General features: G+C 67.6%; 20 protein-coding genes. 6 read left to right on the forward strand and 14 right to left on the reverse strand.

From position 1 onward, the window contains the following. The first annotated feature begins 5 nt into the window (after positions 1 to 5). On the forward strand, positions 6 to 560 hold the full coding sequence (locus tag IEV96_RS05005) for a Dps family protein (protein WP_188509569.1): 555 nt from the start codon (positions 6 to 8) through the stop codon (positions 558 to 560). Positions 561 to 564: 4 nt separating this feature from the next. Next, the gene (locus IEV96_RS05010; RefSeq protein ID WP_188509570.1) at positions 565 to 2,361 is read left to right on the forward strand and encodes a glycoside hydrolase family 15 protein; all 1,797 of its coding nucleotides are present in this window, start codon (positions 565 to 567) and stop codon (positions 2,359 to 2,361) included. On the opposite strand, the gene IEV96_RS05015 is transcribed toward IEV96_RS05010, so the two are convergent. Further along, positions 2,351 to 3,232 carry an SMP-30/gluconolactonase/LRE family protein gene (locus tag IEV96_RS05015; protein WP_188509571.1) on the reverse strand — a complete coding sequence of 294 codons (882 nt, stop codon included), beginning with the start codon at positions 3,230 to 3,232 and terminating at the stop codon, positions 2,351 to 2,353. The two genes, IEV96_RS05010 and IEV96_RS05015, sit on opposite strands and share 11 nt — an antisense overlap. An 85-nt stretch (positions 3,233 to 3,317) precedes the next feature. Between IEV96_RS05015 and IEV96_RS05020 the strand changes: the two genes are divergently transcribed. Further along, on the forward strand, positions 3,318 to 4,118 hold the full coding sequence (locus IEV96_RS05020) for an SDR family NAD(P)-dependent oxidoreductase (protein WP_188509572.1): 801 nt from the start codon (positions 3,318 to 3,320) through the stop codon (positions 4,116 to 4,118). 53 nt (positions 4,119 to 4,171) lie between these two features. Here IEV96_RS05020 and IEV96_RS05025 read toward each other — a convergent pair whose 3' ends face one another. From IEV96_RS05025 to IEV96_RS05045, 5 genes are all read right to left on the reverse strand, one after another. Next, a complete protein-coding gene (locus IEV96_RS05025; protein ID WP_188509573.1) occupies positions 4,172 to 5,065 on the reverse strand; it encodes an SDR family oxidoreductase in 894 nt (297 codons plus the stop codon). 68 nt (positions 5,066 to 5,133) lie between these two features. After that, positions 5,134 to 5,868 carry a response regulator transcription factor gene (locus tag IEV96_RS05030; protein WP_229733059.1) on the reverse strand — a complete coding sequence of 245 codons (735 nt, stop codon included), beginning with the start codon at positions 5,866 to 5,868 and terminating at the stop codon, positions 5,134 to 5,136. A 181-nt stretch (positions 5,869 to 6,049) separates the two neighbouring features. Beyond that, positions 6,050 to 6,751, reverse strand: coding sequence for a nicotinamide riboside transporter PnuC (pnuC, locus tag IEV96_RS05035; protein ID WP_188509575.1), 702 nt, complete (start codon positions 6,749 to 6,751; stop codon positions 6,050 to 6,052). Positions 6,752 to 6,844: 93 nt separating this feature from the next. Then, a complete protein-coding gene (locus IEV96_RS05040) occupies positions 6,845 to 7,285 on the reverse strand; it encodes an SRPBCC family protein (RefSeq protein ID WP_188509576.1) in 441 nt (146 codons plus the stop codon). A 12-nt stretch (positions 7,286 to 7,297) separates the two neighbouring features. Beyond that, positions 7,298 to 8,725, reverse strand: coding sequence for a DUF2252 domain-containing protein (locus IEV96_RS05045; RefSeq protein ID WP_229733061.1), 1,428 nt, complete (start codon positions 8,723 to 8,725; stop codon positions 7,298 to 7,300). 123 nt (positions 8,726 to 8,848) lie between these two features. Here IEV96_RS05045 and IEV96_RS05050 point away from each other — a divergent pair, with 123 nt between their 5' ends. Continuing rightward, entirely contained in the window at positions 8,849 to 10,462 is a 1,614-nt protein-coding gene (locus IEV96_RS05050; protein WP_188509577.1) for an MFS transporter, read from the forward strand. A 30-nt stretch (positions 10,463 to 10,492) separates the two neighbouring features. On the opposite strand, the gene IEV96_RS05055 is transcribed toward IEV96_RS05050, so the two are convergent. Next, on the reverse strand, positions 10,493 to 10,738 hold the full coding sequence (locus IEV96_RS05055; protein ID WP_188509578.1) for a hypothetical protein: 246 nt from the start codon (positions 10,736 to 10,738) through the stop codon (positions 10,493 to 10,495). A gap of 242 nt (positions 10,739 to 10,980) precedes the next feature. On the opposite strand from IEV96_RS05055, the gene IEV96_RS05060 reads away from it, so the two are divergent. Beyond that, positions 10,981 to 11,691 (forward strand): alpha/beta fold hydrolase, encoded by a 711-nt coding sequence (locus IEV96_RS05060; RefSeq protein WP_188509579.1) that lies wholly within the window; start codon positions 10,981 to 10,983, stop codon positions 11,689 to 11,691. A gap of 12 nt (positions 11,692 to 11,703) precedes the next feature. On the opposite strand, the gene IEV96_RS05065 is transcribed toward IEV96_RS05060, so the two are convergent. Beyond that, entirely contained in the window at positions 11,704 to 12,222 is a 519-nt protein-coding gene (locus IEV96_RS05065; protein ID WP_188509580.1) for a hypothetical protein, read from the reverse strand. Continuing rightward, entirely contained in the window at positions 12,206 to 13,129 is a 924-nt protein-coding gene (locus IEV96_RS05070; protein ID WP_188509581.1) for an NAD(P)/FAD-dependent oxidoreductase, read from the reverse strand. The genes IEV96_RS05065 and IEV96_RS05070 overlap by 17 nt, the downstream gene beginning before the upstream one ends. Positions 13,130 to 13,243: 114 nt before the next feature. Between IEV96_RS05070 and IEV96_RS05075 the strand changes: the two genes are divergently transcribed. Then, positions 13,244 to 13,807 carry a GrpB family protein gene (locus IEV96_RS05075; protein ID WP_229733062.1) on the forward strand — a complete coding sequence of 188 codons (564 nt, stop codon included), beginning with the start codon at positions 13,244 to 13,246 and terminating at the stop codon, positions 13,805 to 13,807. A gap of 4 nt (positions 13,808 to 13,811) precedes the next feature. Here the strand turns inward: IEV96_RS05075 and IEV96_RS05080 are convergent, their stop codons facing one another. The 5 genes from IEV96_RS05080 to IEV96_RS05100 form a co-directional block, all read right to left on the reverse strand. Further along, positions 13,812 to 14,189: a hypothetical protein gene (locus tag IEV96_RS05080; RefSeq protein WP_229733064.1), complete on the reverse strand. Its 378-nt coding sequence runs from the start codon at positions 14,187 to 14,189 to the stop codon at positions 13,812 to 13,814. A 169-nt stretch (positions 14,190 to 14,358) separates the two neighbouring features. Then, positions 14,359 to 15,558: an MFS transporter gene (locus IEV96_RS05085; RefSeq protein ID WP_229733066.1), complete on the reverse strand. Its 1,200-nt coding sequence runs from the start codon at positions 15,556 to 15,558 to the stop codon at positions 14,359 to 14,361. Then, positions 15,559 to 15,960 (reverse strand): cupin domain-containing protein, encoded by a 402-nt coding sequence (locus tag IEV96_RS05090; RefSeq protein ID WP_188509583.1) that lies wholly within the window; start codon positions 15,958 to 15,960, stop codon positions 15,559 to 15,561. Then, complete coding sequence (locus IEV96_RS05095; RefSeq protein WP_188509584.1) at positions 15,957 to 16,301, reverse strand: carboxymuconolactone decarboxylase family protein; 345 nt, start codon at positions 16,299 to 16,301, stop codon at positions 15,957 to 15,959. Before IEV96_RS05095 ends, IEV96_RS05090 begins: the two co-directional genes overlap by 4 nt. 15 nt (positions 16,302 to 16,316) lie before the next feature. Continuing rightward, positions 16,317 to 17,342 (reverse strand): zinc-dependent alcohol dehydrogenase family protein, encoded by a 1,026-nt coding sequence (locus IEV96_RS05100; RefSeq protein ID WP_188509585.1) that lies wholly within the window; start codon positions 17,340 to 17,342, stop codon positions 16,317 to 16,319. Positions 17,343 to 17,350: the final 8 nt, after the last annotated feature.

The raw sequence follows: 17,350 nt of genomic DNA on the forward strand, positions 1-17,350 counted from the left end.
ACACCATGACCACCATCGAACGCAACGTCCAGGCCCCCGCAGACGGCGGCGCCAAGCCCACCCGTCGCCAGAACGCCGAGAAGGGCTTCACCGCCTCGAAGGAACTCATCGAGAACCTGCAGGCGGTGCACGTCGACCTGATCGAGCTGCACCTGCAGGGCAAGCAGGCGCACTGGAACGTCGTCGGCAAGAACTTCCGCGACCTCCACCTGCAGCTCGACGAGATCGTCGAAGAGGTGCGCGAGTTCAGCGACACCGTCGCCGAGCGTCTGCGCGCGCTGCATGCGGTGCCGGACGGCCGCAGCGACACGGTCGCCGCCACCACCACCCTGCCCGAGTACCCGAACGGCGAGATCGACACCGCGACGACGGTCGACCTGATCACCCAGCGCCTCGAGGCGACGGTCGGCACGATGCGCGAGCGCCACGATGACATCGACGACGCCGACCCCACGAGCGCCGACATCCTGCACGCCATCATGGAACGCCTCGAGCAGTTCGCCTGGATGGTCTCGGCCGAGAACCGCAAGCCCGCCACCACCCCCTCGAAGAAGGCCTGACCACTTGGCCCGCCGCACGACCGTCCCGCCCGCGAGCAGGTCTGACGGATACGTAGACCTGCGTTCGTACGGGGCGATCGGCGACGGGCGAACCGTCGCGCTGATCGCCGAGGACGGATCCGTCGACTGGTTGCCCATCCCCAACCTCGACTCCGTCCCGGTGTTCGCGCGACTGCTCGACGCCGACGGGGGCGGCGCGATCGCGCTGTCCCCCGTCGACGAGTTCACGGTGACCAGGCGTTACGTCCCGACCACCAACGTGCTCGAGACCACCTTCACCACCGGGAACGGCGTCGCCCGCGTCACCGACGCGCTCGTTACCGGCGTTGCCGGCCGTCTGCCCTGGGTGGAACTCGCCCGTCGCATCGAGGGAGTCTCCGGCGAGGTGAAGTTCCGCTGGAAGGTGGCGCCCGGCTCGATGCTGGGGTCGGCGTCGCCCTGGATCGACAAGACCACGCACGGCGCAGTCATACGCATCGACGGCGTGACGATCGCGGTGCGCGGCATCGACAACGGCGCCCGCCGCAGCGGAAACCAGGCGATCGCCGGGATGTTCACCACGAGCGCGGGGTCGCTGCACCAGGTCACCGTGGTCGGCACCTCGAACGAGCCCCTGCACCTGCCCGACCCGAACAACGTCGACCGCGGCATCGACCGCACGATCGACAACTGGCTGGCCTGGTCGAAGGAGTTCAGCTACGACGGGCCGTGGGCGGAGGCCGTGCAGCGCAGCGCGCTTGCCCTCAAGCTGCTCATCTTCAGCCCGACCGGCGCGATCGCTGCCGCCGCGACGACCTCGCTCCCCGAGTCACTGTCGGGCGGCAAGAACTGGGACTACCGGTACGCCTGGGTGCGCGACCTCGCCTACACGGTGACCGCCCTCACGCGTTTCGGCCTGCGCGAGGAGACCCACGGCTCCGTGTCGTGGCTGCTGCGCACCATCCGCGACAACGGCCCCGATCTCCACGTCTTCTACGACCTCGACGGCGGACTGCCCGGCCCCGTCGAGTCACACGACGTCGCGGGATGGCGCGGCAGCCAACCCGTCGTGAGCGGCAACCCCGCGGGCGGCCAGCTGCAACTGGGTGTCTACGGCGACCTGTTCGACGTGATGCGGCGCTACGTCGAGGCGGGCAACGTCCTCGACGCCGAGACCGGGCGGCTCCTGGCCGGCGTCGCGGACAAGACCTGCGACTTCTGGCACCGCCAAGACCACGGCATGTGGGAGCTGCCCGACAAGCAGCACTACACGTCGTCGAAGATGGGCTGCTGGAGCGCCCTCGACAACGCGGTCCGGCTGTGCGAACTCGGGCAGATCCCGGGAAGCGGGGCACGCTGGGCCGCCGAACGCGACGCCATCAAGGAGTGGGTCGAGGAGAACTGCTGGTCGGAGGAGCGCCAGGCGTACGTCTTCTTCGCCGGCAGCGACGACCTCGACGCCTCGGTGCTGCTGCACGCCCCGAGCGGCTTCGAACGTGGTCCGCGCATGGAGTCGACCATCGACGCCCTGCGCGAAGAACTCGGCCGCGGCGCCCTGATGTACCGGTACAGCGGCGTGCAGTCGGAGGAAGCGACCTTCGTCTCCTGCGCCTTCTGGACGGCGTCGGCGCTGGCCTGCGTCGGCCGGCACGACGAGGCCATCGCGCTCATGGACGAGCTGGTCGGGCTCGCGAACGACGTGGGCCTCTACTCCGAGATGATCGACCCCGACTCGCTCGACTTCCTCGGCAACTTCCCGCAGGGACTCAGCCATCTCGCACTCGTCAACACCGCGATCACCATCGAGGAACTCACCCGGTAACGAACACCCTCCCCGGCCGGCCCGTCGTGCCGGTCTCGAGGGCGAAGACCGCGCCGGAGAGCGGCTGCTCGCGCAGCTGCTCTTCGGTGAGGTTCTCGCGGGCGCTCGCCACGTAGAGCGACGAGCCGGCGAAGGCCACCGAGGTGAGGTTCGGCGCGTCGAAACCGTGGCGTTCGCGCTCGACTCCCTGCGGGTCGTACCGCACGACGACCCCGTCTCCGTAGATCGAGCTCCAGAGCCAGCCGTCGGCGTCGATGGCGAGCCCGTCGTTCATGTCGCCGTGGTGGAACACCTCCACGTCGGCGATCTCGCCGTCTGCCGTATAGCCGCCGGTATAGATCGTGCCGACGGCCGTGTCGGTGAAATAGACCCGGCTGCCGTCGAGCGACCATTCGAGCCCGTTCGACGTGCCGAGGCCGCCCGCGATCACCCGCACGTCGCCCGCAGGGCTGATCGAGTAGAACGCGCCGTCGGGCTCGCCGCGGGTCATGTCCATCGAGCCGGTGACCCAGTTGCCGAACGGGTCGACCTTTCCCTCGTTGAGTCGAAGACCCGGATGCGCGTGGTCGATGCGCGCGAGTTCGCGCACGATCGCGCCGCGGTCGTCGGCGAGCACGACCCGGTCGCCGAGCGACGCGACGTAGCCCGGCGCGCCCCCGACCTCGGCCCGATGGAACGAGGCGAGCGGCGCGGGAAGGGCGAGCACGGTGTCGTCGGCGCCACCCGGATCGCCCGCGAGCACACTGCGGTGCAGCAGACCCGCGCTGATGTCACACCAGAGCATCGCCGGTGCGGGCGCCGTGTCATCCAGAACCAGGCTTTCACCAAGGATCGCGCGGGCATCACGGAAGACGGTCGGTGTGGAATCCATCGCCCCAGACCATCACGCGGGTGGCGAAGGGGCAAGGCCTTGTCAAGGCCCGCCGCCGAGCCGGACGCGTACCTACGGTGGAACGATGGATCTCAAAATCGCAGGTAAAAAGGCACTCGTCTCCGGCGCGGACTCCGGCATCGGCTGGGAGACCGCGCGCATCCTCCTCGACGAGGGGGTGACCGTCGTCATCACCGACAAGGAACAGGGCAAGCTCGACGAGGCGGCCGCCAAGTTCGGCGCCGCCGAAGGCACGCTGTTCGCGTTCGCGGCCGACATCACGAGCGTCGAGTCGATCGCGGCCCTCGAGGCCAAGGTGAGCGACGCGGTCGGCGACATCGACATCCTCGTGCAGTCCGCGGGCATCACCGGCGCGCAGGGACTGTTCCACGAGATCGACGACGAGGGCTGGACCTCGACCATCGAGGTCGACCTGATGGGCCCGGTGCGGCTGGTCAGCGCGTTCCTGCCCGCGCTGCGCAAGGGCGGCTGGGGCCGGCTCGTGTTCGTCGCCAGCGAGGACGCCGTTCAGCCCTACGACGACGAGCTGCCCTACTGCGCGGCGAAGGCGGGCATCCTGGCGCTCGCCAAGGGACTGTCGCGCAGCTACGCGCTCGAGGGACTCCTGGTCAACGCGGTCTCCCCCGCGTTCATCCACACGCCGATGACCGACGCGATGATGGAGAAGCGGGCCGACGAGAAGAACACGACCGTGGATGACGCGATCGAGACGTTCCTCGACGAGGAGCGCCCCTACATGGAGCTGAAACGCCGCGGCGAGCCGGAAGAGGTCGCGAACGTCATCGCGTTCCTGTGCAGCGACCTCGCGAGCTTCGTCAACGGCTCGAACTACCGCGTCGACTCGGGGTCGGTCGCGACCATCTAACGACAACGGTCCCTGAGCCGACAGGCTCAGGGACCGTTGTGTGCGTTCAGCCGTTAGTGCAGCGGCTCTCCGCCGCTCACCACGATGGTCTCGCCACTCGTGTAGCTGGCCTCCTGCGAGGCGAGGTACACGTAGGTGGACGCGATCTCGGCGGGCTGGCCGGGGCGGCCGTACGGGGTCTCCTCGCCGAAGACCTCGATCTTCTCGTTCGGCACCGAGCTGGGCTGCAGCGGTGTCCAGAACGGGCCGGGTGCGACGCCGTTGACACGGATGCCGTGCTCGGCGAGCTGCTGCGCCATGCCGCGCACGAAGTTGGCGATGCCCGCCTTGGTCACGGCGTATTCGACGAGCTCGGGCGAGGGGTGGAAGCCCTGTACCGACGAGGTCGTGATGATCGACGCACCGGGCGCGAAGTGCTTCTTGGCCGCCTTGGTCATCCAGAACATGTTGTGCAGGTTGAGGCGCACGAGGTGGTCGAACGTCTCGGTGTCGAAATCGTCGATGCTGTCGACGGTGGGCATCTCGCCCGCGACCATCACGAGGATGTCGAGTCCGCCGAGTTCCTCGGCCGCCTTGTTGACGACGTCGATGCTGGTCTGCTCCTCGGACAGGTCGCCGGGCAGCTGCACGGCCTTCTGGCCGGCCTTCTCCACCCACGACGCGGTGCTATCACCCTCGGGCTCCTCGACGGGAAGGTAGCTCAGCGCCACGTCGGCACCCTCGCGGGCGAAGGCGATGGCGACCGCGCGGCCGATGCCGCTGTCGGCACCCGTGACGAGCGCCTTACGGCCGGCGAGACGGCCGTGGCCGATGTAGCTCTCCTCGCCGTGGTCGGGCTTCGGGTCCATGGCGGGAGCCGTGCCGGGGTTGGCCTGCTGCTGCTTGGGGAACGGCGGACCCGGGTAGAGATCGATGGGATTCTTCGGAGTGTAGATGTCCTTAGTCATGGTTCCGGTTTACCAGCCGGGGTCGCTTGCCGTTCGGGGTGGCTTTTCGCTCAGACCTGGGCTAGCGGCTACGCGTCGGCGAGCGGCGCGGCAATCCACGCCGCCCCGTCGGAGAGGTGGACGAGTGGGGCGGCATCCGAATTGATCGTCACTCGCAGGCTCTCGACGGCGCGCGTCGCGGCCGAATCGATGACCGTGTGCCCCGACAGTCCGAGCATTCGGATGATTCCGGTGCCGTCGATCGGATCGCCCGCGCGCTCGATGAGCGCCTTGAGGATGCGCACCTCGAGCGAGGAGAGCAACACCGGCTCGCCGGCACGCCAGACCTGGCCGCTCGCGTCGTCGACGACCAGGTCGGCGAACACGATGCTCGTGTCGGCGAGACCGGCGCGACGGAAGACGGCACGCAGCCGCGTGCTGACCTCCTCGAGGCCGAACGGCTTGGTCATGTAGTCGTCGCCGCCCGCTCCGAACGCGGCGAGCCTGTCCTCGAGCGAGGTTCGGCCGGTGAGGAAGATCACCGGAGTGGTGATGCCGCTCTCGCGCAGCCGGGTGACGACGGCGACGCCGCTGACGTCGGGCAGCATCATGTCGAGCAGGATCGCGTCGGGGCGGAAGCGAGTGGCCACCGCGACCGCCTCGTTACCGTTGGCGAGGGTCTCCACCTCCCAGCCCTCGAAGGTGAGTGAGAGCGTGAGCAGGTCGGTGAGCGGAGCCTCCTCGTCGATGACGAGCACCCGGTTCTTGCGCCGGGCGGGCCGCGCCGGTCGGTCGATGACGCCCGTGTCCGAACCGACGGTCACCAGGTCACGCTCACGCTGGTCGTCGGGGGAAGATCCACGGCGTCCGGCGAGATCGGTGTTGTGGCAACGGGAGTGACGTCGACAGCAGTGTTCACGGTGAACCTCTTTTTCGGGGAGTGGGCGTGGCTCTAGCCTCGCCCTCCTGCCCCCGGAAGTCATCGTCCGTCCAGGGGATATGCGGCTACATCGAACGATGTACAAAGCCGAGAGTTTGCTGGCCGTCCGGCGAGGCGGCCACGAGCGCCGCACGCTTGCGGGCGCGGGCCCAGACGAAAAATCCGGCCAGGGTGAAAGCGCCGTAGAAGACGTACATGAGCGCCGAGGCGTAGTACCCGGCGCTGATCAGCAGCGGCACGCCCACGATGTCCACGGCCACCCAGATCAGCCAGAATTCCACCCAGCCCTTGGCCATCCCGTAGGTGGCGAGCAGCGACCCGGTGAAAATCCAGGCGTCGGCCCAGACCGGTTCGAACGATCCGAGAGCCGTGAAGACCGGCGTGAGAATGGCGGTACCTGCGACGAGCCCGATCACGAGCAGCAGACGCGACCGCCCGCCTGCCCAGCGCGGTTCGACGGCCGCACCGCCGGCATCCGCACTGTGCTTCCAGCGGTACCAGCCGTAGACCGACACGACGATGAACATCACCTGGCGGGCGGCCTGGCCGAGCAGGTTCACGGGGTTAGGGGTGTCGAAGACGGCGCCTAGGAACACGGTGAACAGCAGGGCGTTGCCGACGATGCCGACCGGCCAGGCCCAGATCTTGCGGCGCATGCCGCCGAGCGCGCTGAGCAGGCCGAAGAGGTTGCCGACGATCTCGCGCCAGAGCACGGTCTGGTCGCCGATCACGAGCTGGGCGTCGAACAGCCAGGTTATGACCGGCATGGGGGTGTCTCCTCGGTGGTGCTGTCGTTCGCACCTCCCAGCACAACGCTGTTGCGGCCGGTGCCATTCCTCACGGAATCGGTCGAAACGAGCCTAGGCGCTCTCCGCGACCTCTTTGAGCCTCCCGAGGGCTTTCGGCCACGCGTCCATCATCATGGGCGCCCAGTCGTCGGGCACCTCGAGCTCGACTGTCACCGTTGTCGGGCCGCCGGTGCCGCTGAACGCGTAGCTCTCTCGCATGCCGACCACGGGGCTTTCTCGATTCTCGCCGCCCGCGTCCACCTCGGCGACGTATCGCATGGCGACCAGCTCCCCCGGACGGCTGGTCTCGACGATGGCTGCGAGGCCTCCGGTCGTGCCGTCGTCGTTCGGGCCGAGGAAGCGGATCTCGTCGCCCTCGTTCCACCCGCCCTCGTAGGTCGAGCCGTCGTGGAACGCGGACGCCCACTCCCGATAGGTGTCGAGGTCGAGCATGACGTTCCAGACGTGCTGCACGGGCGCGTCGATATCGGCGTCGAAGATCAGTTTTCGCATGTCGCATCTTCCTCAGTGATCGGTGTCCGCGTGGATACGTCCGGATGCCACGGCCTCGCGGAACGCGTCGAAGTCGAGGTCGTTCTGATCCGCGTAGCGTTCCGAGAACCGCGCGATCGCCCGATCGAACGTATCGGACCCGCCCAGATAGCCCGCGATCGCCATCCGGTCGCCGGACCGCGCGTGGGCCCGGGCTAGCGTCTCGCCGCACAGACGCGCGTACAGGAGGGCGACCGGGTACTGCATCACGTCGACGTCGACGGACCCCTTCCAGTCGGTGAGCTGGCGAATGTAGAAGTCCCTGGAGACACCGTCAAAGCCCTCGACCCGTTCCCAGCCGAGAAAGATGTCGCTCGCCGACTGCATGATGCGTTGACCGCGCACCACGCGTTCGCCGTGATGCTCGTATTCGCTCGGGGGGAGATACTTCTCGAGAACCGAGTGTTCGGCCTGCTTGGCCTGCAGCAACAACGGGTCGAGGTTGTCGCGCCCGCGAAGGAGGACCACCCACGACCGGGTGCCGACACTGCCCACGCCGACGACCTTGCGCGCCATGTCGACGAACTCGAAGTCGCGCAGCGGATGATTCGGCTGCAGCACAGTGGAACGGTACCCGAGCAGGATCTCGCGCACGGTTTCTTCGTCGTCTGACCGTGTGCGACCGGCCGGGCCGAGATCGGCGAGCGGCACGATAAGCGGGGGCTGCGGCCGGATGCGAAGTTCGCCATCGACGACGTACACGAGCTTGCGGAAGGCGCGGGCGCTGTCCCGGAGACGCGCTTTCGCGACGCCGACCCCCAAACGGTCAACCTGGTCTTTCTTCAACCGGTTCTCGGTGTGCGCCCGGCGCAGCAGCTCGAAGAGCTGATCGGCGTCCACCCGGTCGTACCACGCGGCCAGCACGCGCGACGTGGCGCTTCCGCGCATGCGCTCACGGTAGCCACGGGCGACGGTCTGCGCGAGTTGCCGGCGCTCCGGACGAGAGAATCCGCGATGGCGTCCCGCGACGTCGAAGCTTGCGGCGAGGCGCTTGACGTCCCACTCCCACGGACCGGGAAGTGTCTCGTCGAAGTCGTTGATGTCGAAAATATGGGCGCGCTCCGGACTGGCGAACAGCCCGAAGTTGGACAAGTGGGCATCACCGCAGAGCTGCACCGTCAACCCGGAGTCTGGTGTCCCGTCGAGGTCCCCCGCCATGATCGCAGCGGCACCGCGATAGAACGCGAACGGGGATGCGAGCATTCGGCCGTGCCGGATCGGGACCAGCTCGGGTACACGCGTTGTCGCCTGGTCTTCGAGAATGGCGACGGGGTCGAGGCGGTCCGCCGCGGGCGCCCAGTGCGCGTGCTCCGCGCGAGGCGCGCTCTTGCGCGCGGTGCGGCCGAGGGCCGCCCGCTCCGCCATCGGGGCCCGAAGGTCCGCTTTGCCGTGGCTGCTCACGACACCGAATCTAGTTACCCGTCCACGGCCCTGACCCCACCTGATCCAGATGAGGCGCTGCGGCTCACAGGGGGCGGAAACTTCGGGTCTGGCAGGTACTCAGGGGTCGAGGTTGGTGGTCTCGTGAAAAAAAGGTCCGTCGTGATAGTTCTGGGTGCCGCCCAGTTCGTTATGGTGCTCGACGGTACCGTCATGAACGTGTCGATAGCCACGGTGGTCGACGATCTCGATACGACAGTGGCGGCGATGCAGGCCGCGATCACGTTCTACACACTCACCATGGCGGCGCTGATGCTGTTAGGCGCCAAGCTCGGCGATATCCTCGGCCGGCGCCGCGCTTTCGTCATCGGTTCGTGCGTCTACGCGCTCGGATCGTTGATCACCGCGGTCAGCCCGAACGTGGCCTTCCTCTTCCTCGGCTGGTCGGTGATCGAGGGACTGGGCGCGGTTCTCGTCATTCCGGCCATCGCCGCGCTGGTCGCCGACAACTACGCGGGCAGCGACCGGATCACCGCCTTCGCCGTGATCGGAGCCGTGTCGGGGGCTGCCGTCGCCGCGGGCCCCCTCATCGGCGGCTTCGTCACGACCTACTTCAGCTGGCGATACGTCTTCGTGGCGGAGGTGGTGATCATGGCAGCCGTCGTAGTCGCCGCGCGATTGGTCGATGACAGGACTCCGAGGCAGACCGTGCGTATCGATGTGGTCGGAGTTCTCCTCTCGTCCGTCGGCCTGGTTCTCGTGGTGTTCGGCATGCTGCAGAGCAAGACCTGGGGATGGGTCTCGCCCGCCGCTTCGCCTGAGATCGCCGGTGTCGAGATCGCGCCACTCGGTGTCTCACTTACCTCGTGGTTCATGGTCGTGGGCGGGGCGCTCATCTACGCCTTCTTCCGGCGGCAGGCGTGGCTCGTAGCGCAGCGGCGTTCCCCGCTCGTGCACGTGGAGATGTTCTCGATCACCCAACTACGCAGCGGCCTGGGCGTACTGGGCGCCCAGTATGCCGTCACCGCTGGTCTCTTCTTCATGGTGCCGGTCTACTTGCAGATGACACTCGGATTGGACCCGCTGCAAACCGGGATCAGGATCTTCCCGCTGTCCATTTCGCTCATCCTGTTTTCTGTCGTCGGCACCAGACTCTCGCGCAGCTGGTCGCCGCGACGCATCGTGCGCGCGGGGCAGCTGGTGCTCGTCTTCAGCGCGATACTTCTTCTCGGGTCTGTGACGCCGGACCTCCGGGGAGGGCTCTTCGCCGTCGGCATGTTCCTGGCCGGCGCTGCGCTGGGCCTGCTCGCGTCGCAGATCGGAAACGTGAACATGTCTGCGGTGACGGAAAAGGAGACGAGCGAGGTGGGAGGGCTGCAGGGCGTATTCCAGAACCTCGGCTCGTCGCTCGGCACGGCGTTGATCGGGTCGATACTGGTCGGATCGTTGACAAGTACGTTCGCCGCGGGCATCGCGAGCAGCGAGCTGCCGACTGCGGCCCAAGGGTTAATCACGGAGGCGACCGCCAACGGGGTCGACATCGTGCCCGCCGACACTGTCGACGCGATCGGGCAGGACGCGGGGCTGTCCGCCGACGAGGCATCCGAACTGTCGTCTATCTACCGCGAATCGCAACTCTCGTCGCTTCGGGTCGCATTCTTCGGGCTCATTCTGATCTCCGCGCTCTCGTTGGCGCTCTCGCGAGGCATCCCGACGAAAGTCGCCACCGCATCCGGGCGCCAGACGGAAAATCCGTGACTGCGGCCATCCGTCCAGCGCGTCTACCAGCTACAGCAGATTGACGAACGCGTCGGGTGCCGCAGCCAAGTCGTCGCAGTACGACACCGCGAAGGGACGCGTGATCGAAGTCACCGCGTAGAGCCCACCGACCACGCGGACGAAGCCCAGCAGGGCCGTCGCGTCGCCCTGCGGGACACGGGCGTCGACAACGCGCCAGCGGTTGTCGCCGACGTCGACGAGCACGATGTCGTCGAGGGCGGGAGAGGTGGAGGCGGCGGAGAGTGAAATCGTCATGGTGGCTCCAGTCGTCGTGAATAGGGTCACCGGGGACTGGGGCGATAACGCGAATCTACCTCGACAGCCGCTCGTGGTCAACGGTGACTCTGTCCGCCGACGGTGTGCGTTACATCGGCCGTCCAGGACGTGGAGCATCACGTGGCACCGGGGGTTGATCGGCGGCGCAATGTGCAATATATTGCACATTGCTGACCGGAACCGTCCGGTCAATCCGGCATGGAGACGCAGAGGAAGGCATCATGAGCATTACCGAACAGGACATCAGGAACGTGGTACTCGTACACGGGGCGTTTGCCGACGGTTCGGGGTGGCGGGGTGTGCACGACACCCTCACGAGCCGCGGATACCGCGTGACGATCGTGCAAAACCCGCTCACCTCGCTCGAAGCCGATGTCGCGGCCACGACGAGGGTCCTGGACATGCAGGACGGGCCCACGATCCTCGTCGGTCATTCCTGGGGCGGCACGGTCATCACCGAGGCGGGAACCCACGACAATGTCGCGGGACTCGTCTATGTCGCGGCGCTCGCGCCGGACGAGGGCGAGACCACCGCCCAGCAGTACGAAGGGTTCGCTCCGACGCCCGAGTTCGTCATCGACGTCGGAGACGACGGCTTCGGCTTTCTCAACCACGACAGGTTCGCGGGCGGGTTCGCAGCCGACGCGACGGACGCGGACGCGGCCTTCCTGCGCGACTCCCAGGTCCCGATCGACATGTCGGTGTTCGGCACGGCCGTCACCCGTGCGGCGTGGCGCACCAAGCCGAGCTGGGCGGTCATCGGGACGGAGGACAAGGCGTTCGACCAGGCGATGCTGCGACACATGGCGGAGCGTATGGGCGCCAGAATCACGAGCGTCTCCGCCAGTCACGCCCTGTACCTGACCCAGGCGGGAGCGGTGGCCGACGTTATCGTCGAGGCCGCGGAGAACGCGCTCGTGGCCACGCGCTGAGCGACCTCGGGGTCAGACCGGACCGGCTCGCCGCTGTGCGTCGCGCCGGTCCGGCAGGGTCGGCGCCGGACGCGTCGCGACGTGTGCGGTCACAATCGCCGCGAGGAGACTTCCGAGCGACGGCGCGGCCACGGCGACGAGGAACAGCCAGAACGTGCCGAGACTTTCGGCTTCGGTGAGCCCGCGTGCGGCGGCCCAGAGTCCGGAACCGAGCAGGGCAAGGAAGACGGAGAACAGCACTCCGACGACGGATACGCCGACCAGCACGGCGGCGAAAACGGAGTTCTGCGGATGGCGCAGGACGCGTCGGACCGCCGCCACGTAGAGCACCGTCAGCAGAGCGACACCTCCGGCATACCGGAACGCGTCACCAGACGCGATAGGACCGGCGCCCCAGGCGAGTACCGCGACGAGAGCCTGCTCGCCGGCGAAGCCGGTGACCACGATCGCGGCCGCGATCCCGATCACGATCACCGCGCTGCCGAGGGGCCCGGTCCTGCTTACCGCTGCTCGATCACGCGGCGGAAGCACGCGCGATCTCCTCTTCGAGGAGCGAGATGTTGACCTGCGTCGCGGCGAGCGTGCCGGCGCCCAGGGCGATGGGTACCAGCGCTTTCGCGTCAGCGACATTTCCAATGGCCCACACGCCCGCGACACTCGTCTGCCCGCTCGGATCTGTGCCGACGAACGGTCCCGCCGGGGTGTCGGTGGTGGAGCAGCCGAGCTCGCGGAGCAGCGCGTCCGACGGCCGTGGCCGCGCCCCCACGAATACGCGCGCCACCCGATGCCGCCCGGACGCGGTGCTGACCCGCACGTCGCCGAGAGTGCCGCTCACCTCGAGCGCGGGCGGCGCCAGGGCGATACCCCGTGCCGCGAGGCCCTCGAGCTCGACCTCGGGGATCCCCGCCTCCCGGGCGCCGAACACCGTCAGGTCGGAGCTCCACTGGCGCAACAGGTGCGCCTGGTTCCGGCTCATCGGAGAGGTGGCGATCACCCCGAGCGGTTCGTCCCGCACCTCCCAGCCGTCGCAATAGGGGCAGACGACGGCGGCGGTGCCCCACAGCTGTTCGACGCCGGGGATGTCTGGCAGAACGTCGACCAGACCGGTGGCCACTATGACCCTGCGCGCGCGCAGGTCTTGCGGGCCGCGGACGATGAAGCCCTCGTCGGCGGGTTCGATGACCGTGGCCGCACCCGCGACGAAAGTGACGCCGTACTTGAGCGCTTCGGCCCGACCCGTTTCGATCAACGCGAGCGGCGACATCCCGTCTCTACTGAGCAGGCCGTGCATGTGTGGGGCGAATCTGTTGCGCGGATGCGCCTCGTCGATCACCACCACCGATCGGCGCGCGCGACCGAGCATAACCGCCGCGCTGAGACCGGCCGCCCCTCCCCCGATGATGACGACGTCGTGCTGCGTGTTCGGGTTCGCTGTCATGAAATCTCCTTTTCATCGCGTTTGCAATATGCAGTATATTGCCCGTGCCTCGAAATGGCAGGGGCCTGCAGGAGCTCGAACCGTCCCGGCATCGGACGCCGGGATAATGGTCGCGTGGACACATCACCGATACCTCGACGACCGGACGTCGAACAGGTCGACCTCGTCGGCGGAGTCGAGGTTCGCCACCTCGAAGTGGTCGACTACGACCACCGGTGGCCGGCTGTCTTCGCCGAGCACGAGGCGCGTCTTCTCCAGGCTCTCCGAGCGGAGGACGTGGACATCGAGCACATCGGGTCGACGTCGGTGCCAGGGCTCGACGCGAAGCCGATCGTCGACATCGTTGTCGCGGTCGACGACATCACCGCGGAGGAGGACTATCTCGTGCCGCTTCTGGCCGCGGGATATGTGCTGCGCGTCCGCGAACCGGGTCATCGCCTGGTGCGCACACCGGCCCGCGACGTGCACGTGCACATCTACGCGAAGGGCGACGAAGCTGTGATGAAGTACGTGCTCTTCCGCGACCGACTGCGCACTGACGCCGACGATCGGGCGTTGTACGCGGACACCAAGCGCGCATTGATCAGGCAGGGGTTCGACGATATGAACGCGTACGCCGACGCCAAGACCGAGGTGATCGCCGCGATCATGGCGCGGGCGCGGGCCGCACGGTCGTAGCGATTCAGCCGGCGGCCTTTGTCACGAGCGCGCCGAGCATGTCAGCGTCGGCGGCGGTCATGCCGTTGTGCACGGCGAACGCCGTTGCCCAGACTTCTCCGTCGTCCAACGTCGCCGCGGTGTCGAACTCAAAGGTCGAGTACCGCACCTTGAACTTCGACTTCGGCTTGAAGAAACAGACGACCTTGCCGTCGCGCGCCCACGCAGGGAATCCGTAGTAGGTCTTCGGGTCCAGGTGCGGCGCCGCGGCGACGACGATCGCACGGATTCGCTCGGCGAGCTCGCGCTCGTCGTCGGGAAGCTTGGCGATAGCCTGCTCGTTGGCCGCCGCGTCATTCTCCCTGCCGGTGGCCGCCTTCAGTTCCTTCGCCCTCTCGCGCATCGCTCGCTTCTCTTCAGGGCTGAATGTGTCTGGACTCTTCGTATCTACCATTCGCCCATCGTAGGGACGATCGACCGTGGGCGGCTTCTTCGATCCTGCTCGAGGGTTCGTACCAGCCGATCTGCAGCGGTTGTGCGTCACTGCGCCGCGGTACGCCCGTCGGGTCGGGCTACAGGTGCACGGGGAAGGCGTTGCGGCGCCCGTAGAAGGTCAGAGCGAGCGCGGCGAGGCCAGACCCGATCATCACGACCGTGAGCACCAGGCCGTCGAAGGTGCCGACGAGCGCGGCGCCGAGGATACCGGCAGTGAAGATGGCGAGGTTGAAGGCGACCGGAAGGAACGAGTTCGCGACGTCCGAGTCGGCGCCGCCGGTGGTGGTGAGCGCCGCTTGAAGCTGAGCGGATGCTCCCCCGAACGTGATTCCCCACAGAACCGTCGCGACGACTATCGCCGGGGTCGACGAGTGGCCGACGAGGAGAATGGCGCCTGCCGCGATGAACACGATGACGCTTCCATGCAGCAGCGGTCGTGGGAACCGGTCGAGGAGCGCGCCGGTGACGACGATCCCGCCGATCGAGGCGACGCCGAAAACGAACAGCTGCAGGTCGACGCTCAGGCTGCTGCTCGTGGCCCGAAGATAGGGCGAGATGTAGGTGTAGATGGTGTTGTGCGCGAGCATCCAGGTGAAGATGACGGCGAGGATGACCAGGATGCCGGGTATGCGCAGCACGCGGACGATCGGCAGCCGGGACGTGTCGGCCTGCCCCTCGGCGTCCGGAGCGACGAGGGCGATCACGGCGCCCGCGACGAGCGCCACCGCCGTGAGTCCGAAGAAGGCCCACCGCCAGTCGAACGTCATTCCCAACCACGATCCCAAGGGGGTGCCGAGGGCGAAGCCGACGGGAGCTCCGGCCGAGACGATGGCCAGCGACAGGCCCGCCCGGGATGGCGGGCTGATCTTGCGGCCGTAGGCGGCCAGCATCCCCCAGATGATGCCCGAGAACGCGCCCGCCACGAATCGTGACGCCAGCGAGAGGGTGACGTCGGAGGAGATGGCGGTGATCGTGTTCGCGAGGATGAGCCCGAGGATGGCCGCGAGGATGAGTGGCTTGCGCCGCATGCCCCTGGTGAGGGTGATGGCGGGGATCGTCACGATCACCGTGCCGAGCGCGTAGGCGCTCACGTACAGGCCGACCGTGCCCTCGGTGGTCCCCATCCCTGTGGCAATGACCGGCAGCAGACCGGCCGGCATGGTCTCCATCGCGACCAGGACGAATCCGATAACGGCGAGTGCTCCGAGAGTGGCGGTGGGAAGCCGGGTGCGCGATGGCGCCGTCCGCTGGGTCGGGGTCTGCGTCGACGCGTCCACCTAGCGGCCGTCGTACTGGTCGTCGGTGATGTGTTCTGCCCACGTGGTGGTCTTCGCGGGATCTTCACCGTTCTGCAGCATCGCGATGTGCTCCATAAAGACGCCGGGTGCCGCGGCGTGCCAGTGCTCCTCGCCAGGGGGCGTGTAGAGGGTCTGCCCCGGGTGGACCTCGATGATGGTCCCGTCGCGGCTGCCAAAACGGGCGATGCCCTGCGTCACCCGCAGATACTGGCCGTGCTCGTGGGAATGCCACGCGGTGAGGGCACCGGGCGCGAAACGCACGGTGGCGACGACCATGCTCTGCCCCGCCTCGTGCGGGAGGGCGATCGGGTCGAGCCACACGTCGCCGGCGAACTGGGAGGGCGGGTTCTTCGAGGTGGGGGTGGCGGGTTCGATGTTCACGGTGTTCGTCGGTTCTCGTCGGTGAAGTGGGTCTTGGCGACGCCCATTGCCGCCATGCCGTTGGGCCAGCCGGCGTAGAGCGTCACGTGTGTGATGGCCTCGATCAGCTCGGTGCGGGTGACACCGTTCTCGACGGCGCGACCGAGGTGGAACTCGAGCTGTGCGGTGTGGCCGCCGGCCGCGAGCACGGCGACCGTGATCAGGCTGCGATCCCGCGCGGAGAGTTCGGGACGATTCCAGACGTCGGCGAAAAGCACGTCGTCGGTGAGGTCGGCCAGCTTCGGAGCGAAATCGCCGAACAGGTTCCGGCCGCCTCCGATTTGTTCGGGTTGATCAGTCATGAGTAGCTGCTTTCGTCAGAAGGTGAGGAGGACCTTGGTGGCGCGACGCTCGTCCATGGCTTTGTAGCCTTCGGCGGCGTCTTCGACCGGGAGGGTCAGGTCGAAGACCTTTCCGGGGTCGATCTTCCGGTCCCAGATCAGGTCGATGAGTTCGGGCAGGTAGTGACGCACCGGTGCGGGGCCGCCGTGGAGATGCACGCTGGTGAAGAACAGGTTCAGCCCGTCGAGTTCGACGCCGTGCGAGACGCCGACATAGCCGACGTAGCCGCCGGGCCGGGTGGTGTTGATCGCCTGCCACATGGACTCCTGGGTGCCGACGGCCTCGACCGTTCCGTGGGCGCCGTAGCCGCCGGTGAGCTCCTTGACCTTCGCGGCTCCCTCGTCGCCGCGTCCCTCGACGATGTCGGTCGCTCCGAACGCGCGGGCCAGGGCCTGGCGTTCCGGGTGGCGGCTGAACATGATGATCCGCTCCGAGCCGAGCTGCTTCGCCGCGAGCACGGCTGAGAGCCCGACAGCTCCGTCGCCGACCACGGCAATGATTTTGCCCGGTCCCGCTTCTGCCGCGACGGCGCCGTACCAGCCGGTTCCGAGAACATCCGAGGCGGCCATCAACGACGGGATCAGCTCGGGGTCCGGTTGTCCGGGCGTGGCAACGAGAGTGCCGTCGGCGAGCGGGATACGGGCGAATTCGGCCTGAGTGCCGATCTCGCCCATCATCACGTTGTGGACGCAGCGTGACTGGTAGCCGGCCGCGCAGATCTCGCAGGTGTTGTCGGATGCCACGAAGGAACCGACCACGAAGTCGCCGACCTTCACGTTCTCGACGTCCGAGCCGATCTGCTCGACCACCCCGATGTACTCGTGGCCCATAGCCTGCGGCGTGGACGACAGTGGCTCGGCACCACGGTACGGCCACAGGTCGGAACCGCAGATACAGGTCGCCGTGACACGGATGACGGCATCCGTAGTCTCGACGATTCGCGGCATATCCCGCTCTTCGACCCGCACATCGCCGGGTCCGTACATCATCACTGCACGCATATCGCGCT

The organism is Conyzicola nivalis, assembly GCF_014639655.1.
In the GTDB taxonomy this organism is placed as follows: domain Bacteria; phylum Actinomycetota; class Actinomycetes; order Actinomycetales; family Microbacteriaceae; genus Conyzicola; species Conyzicola nivalis.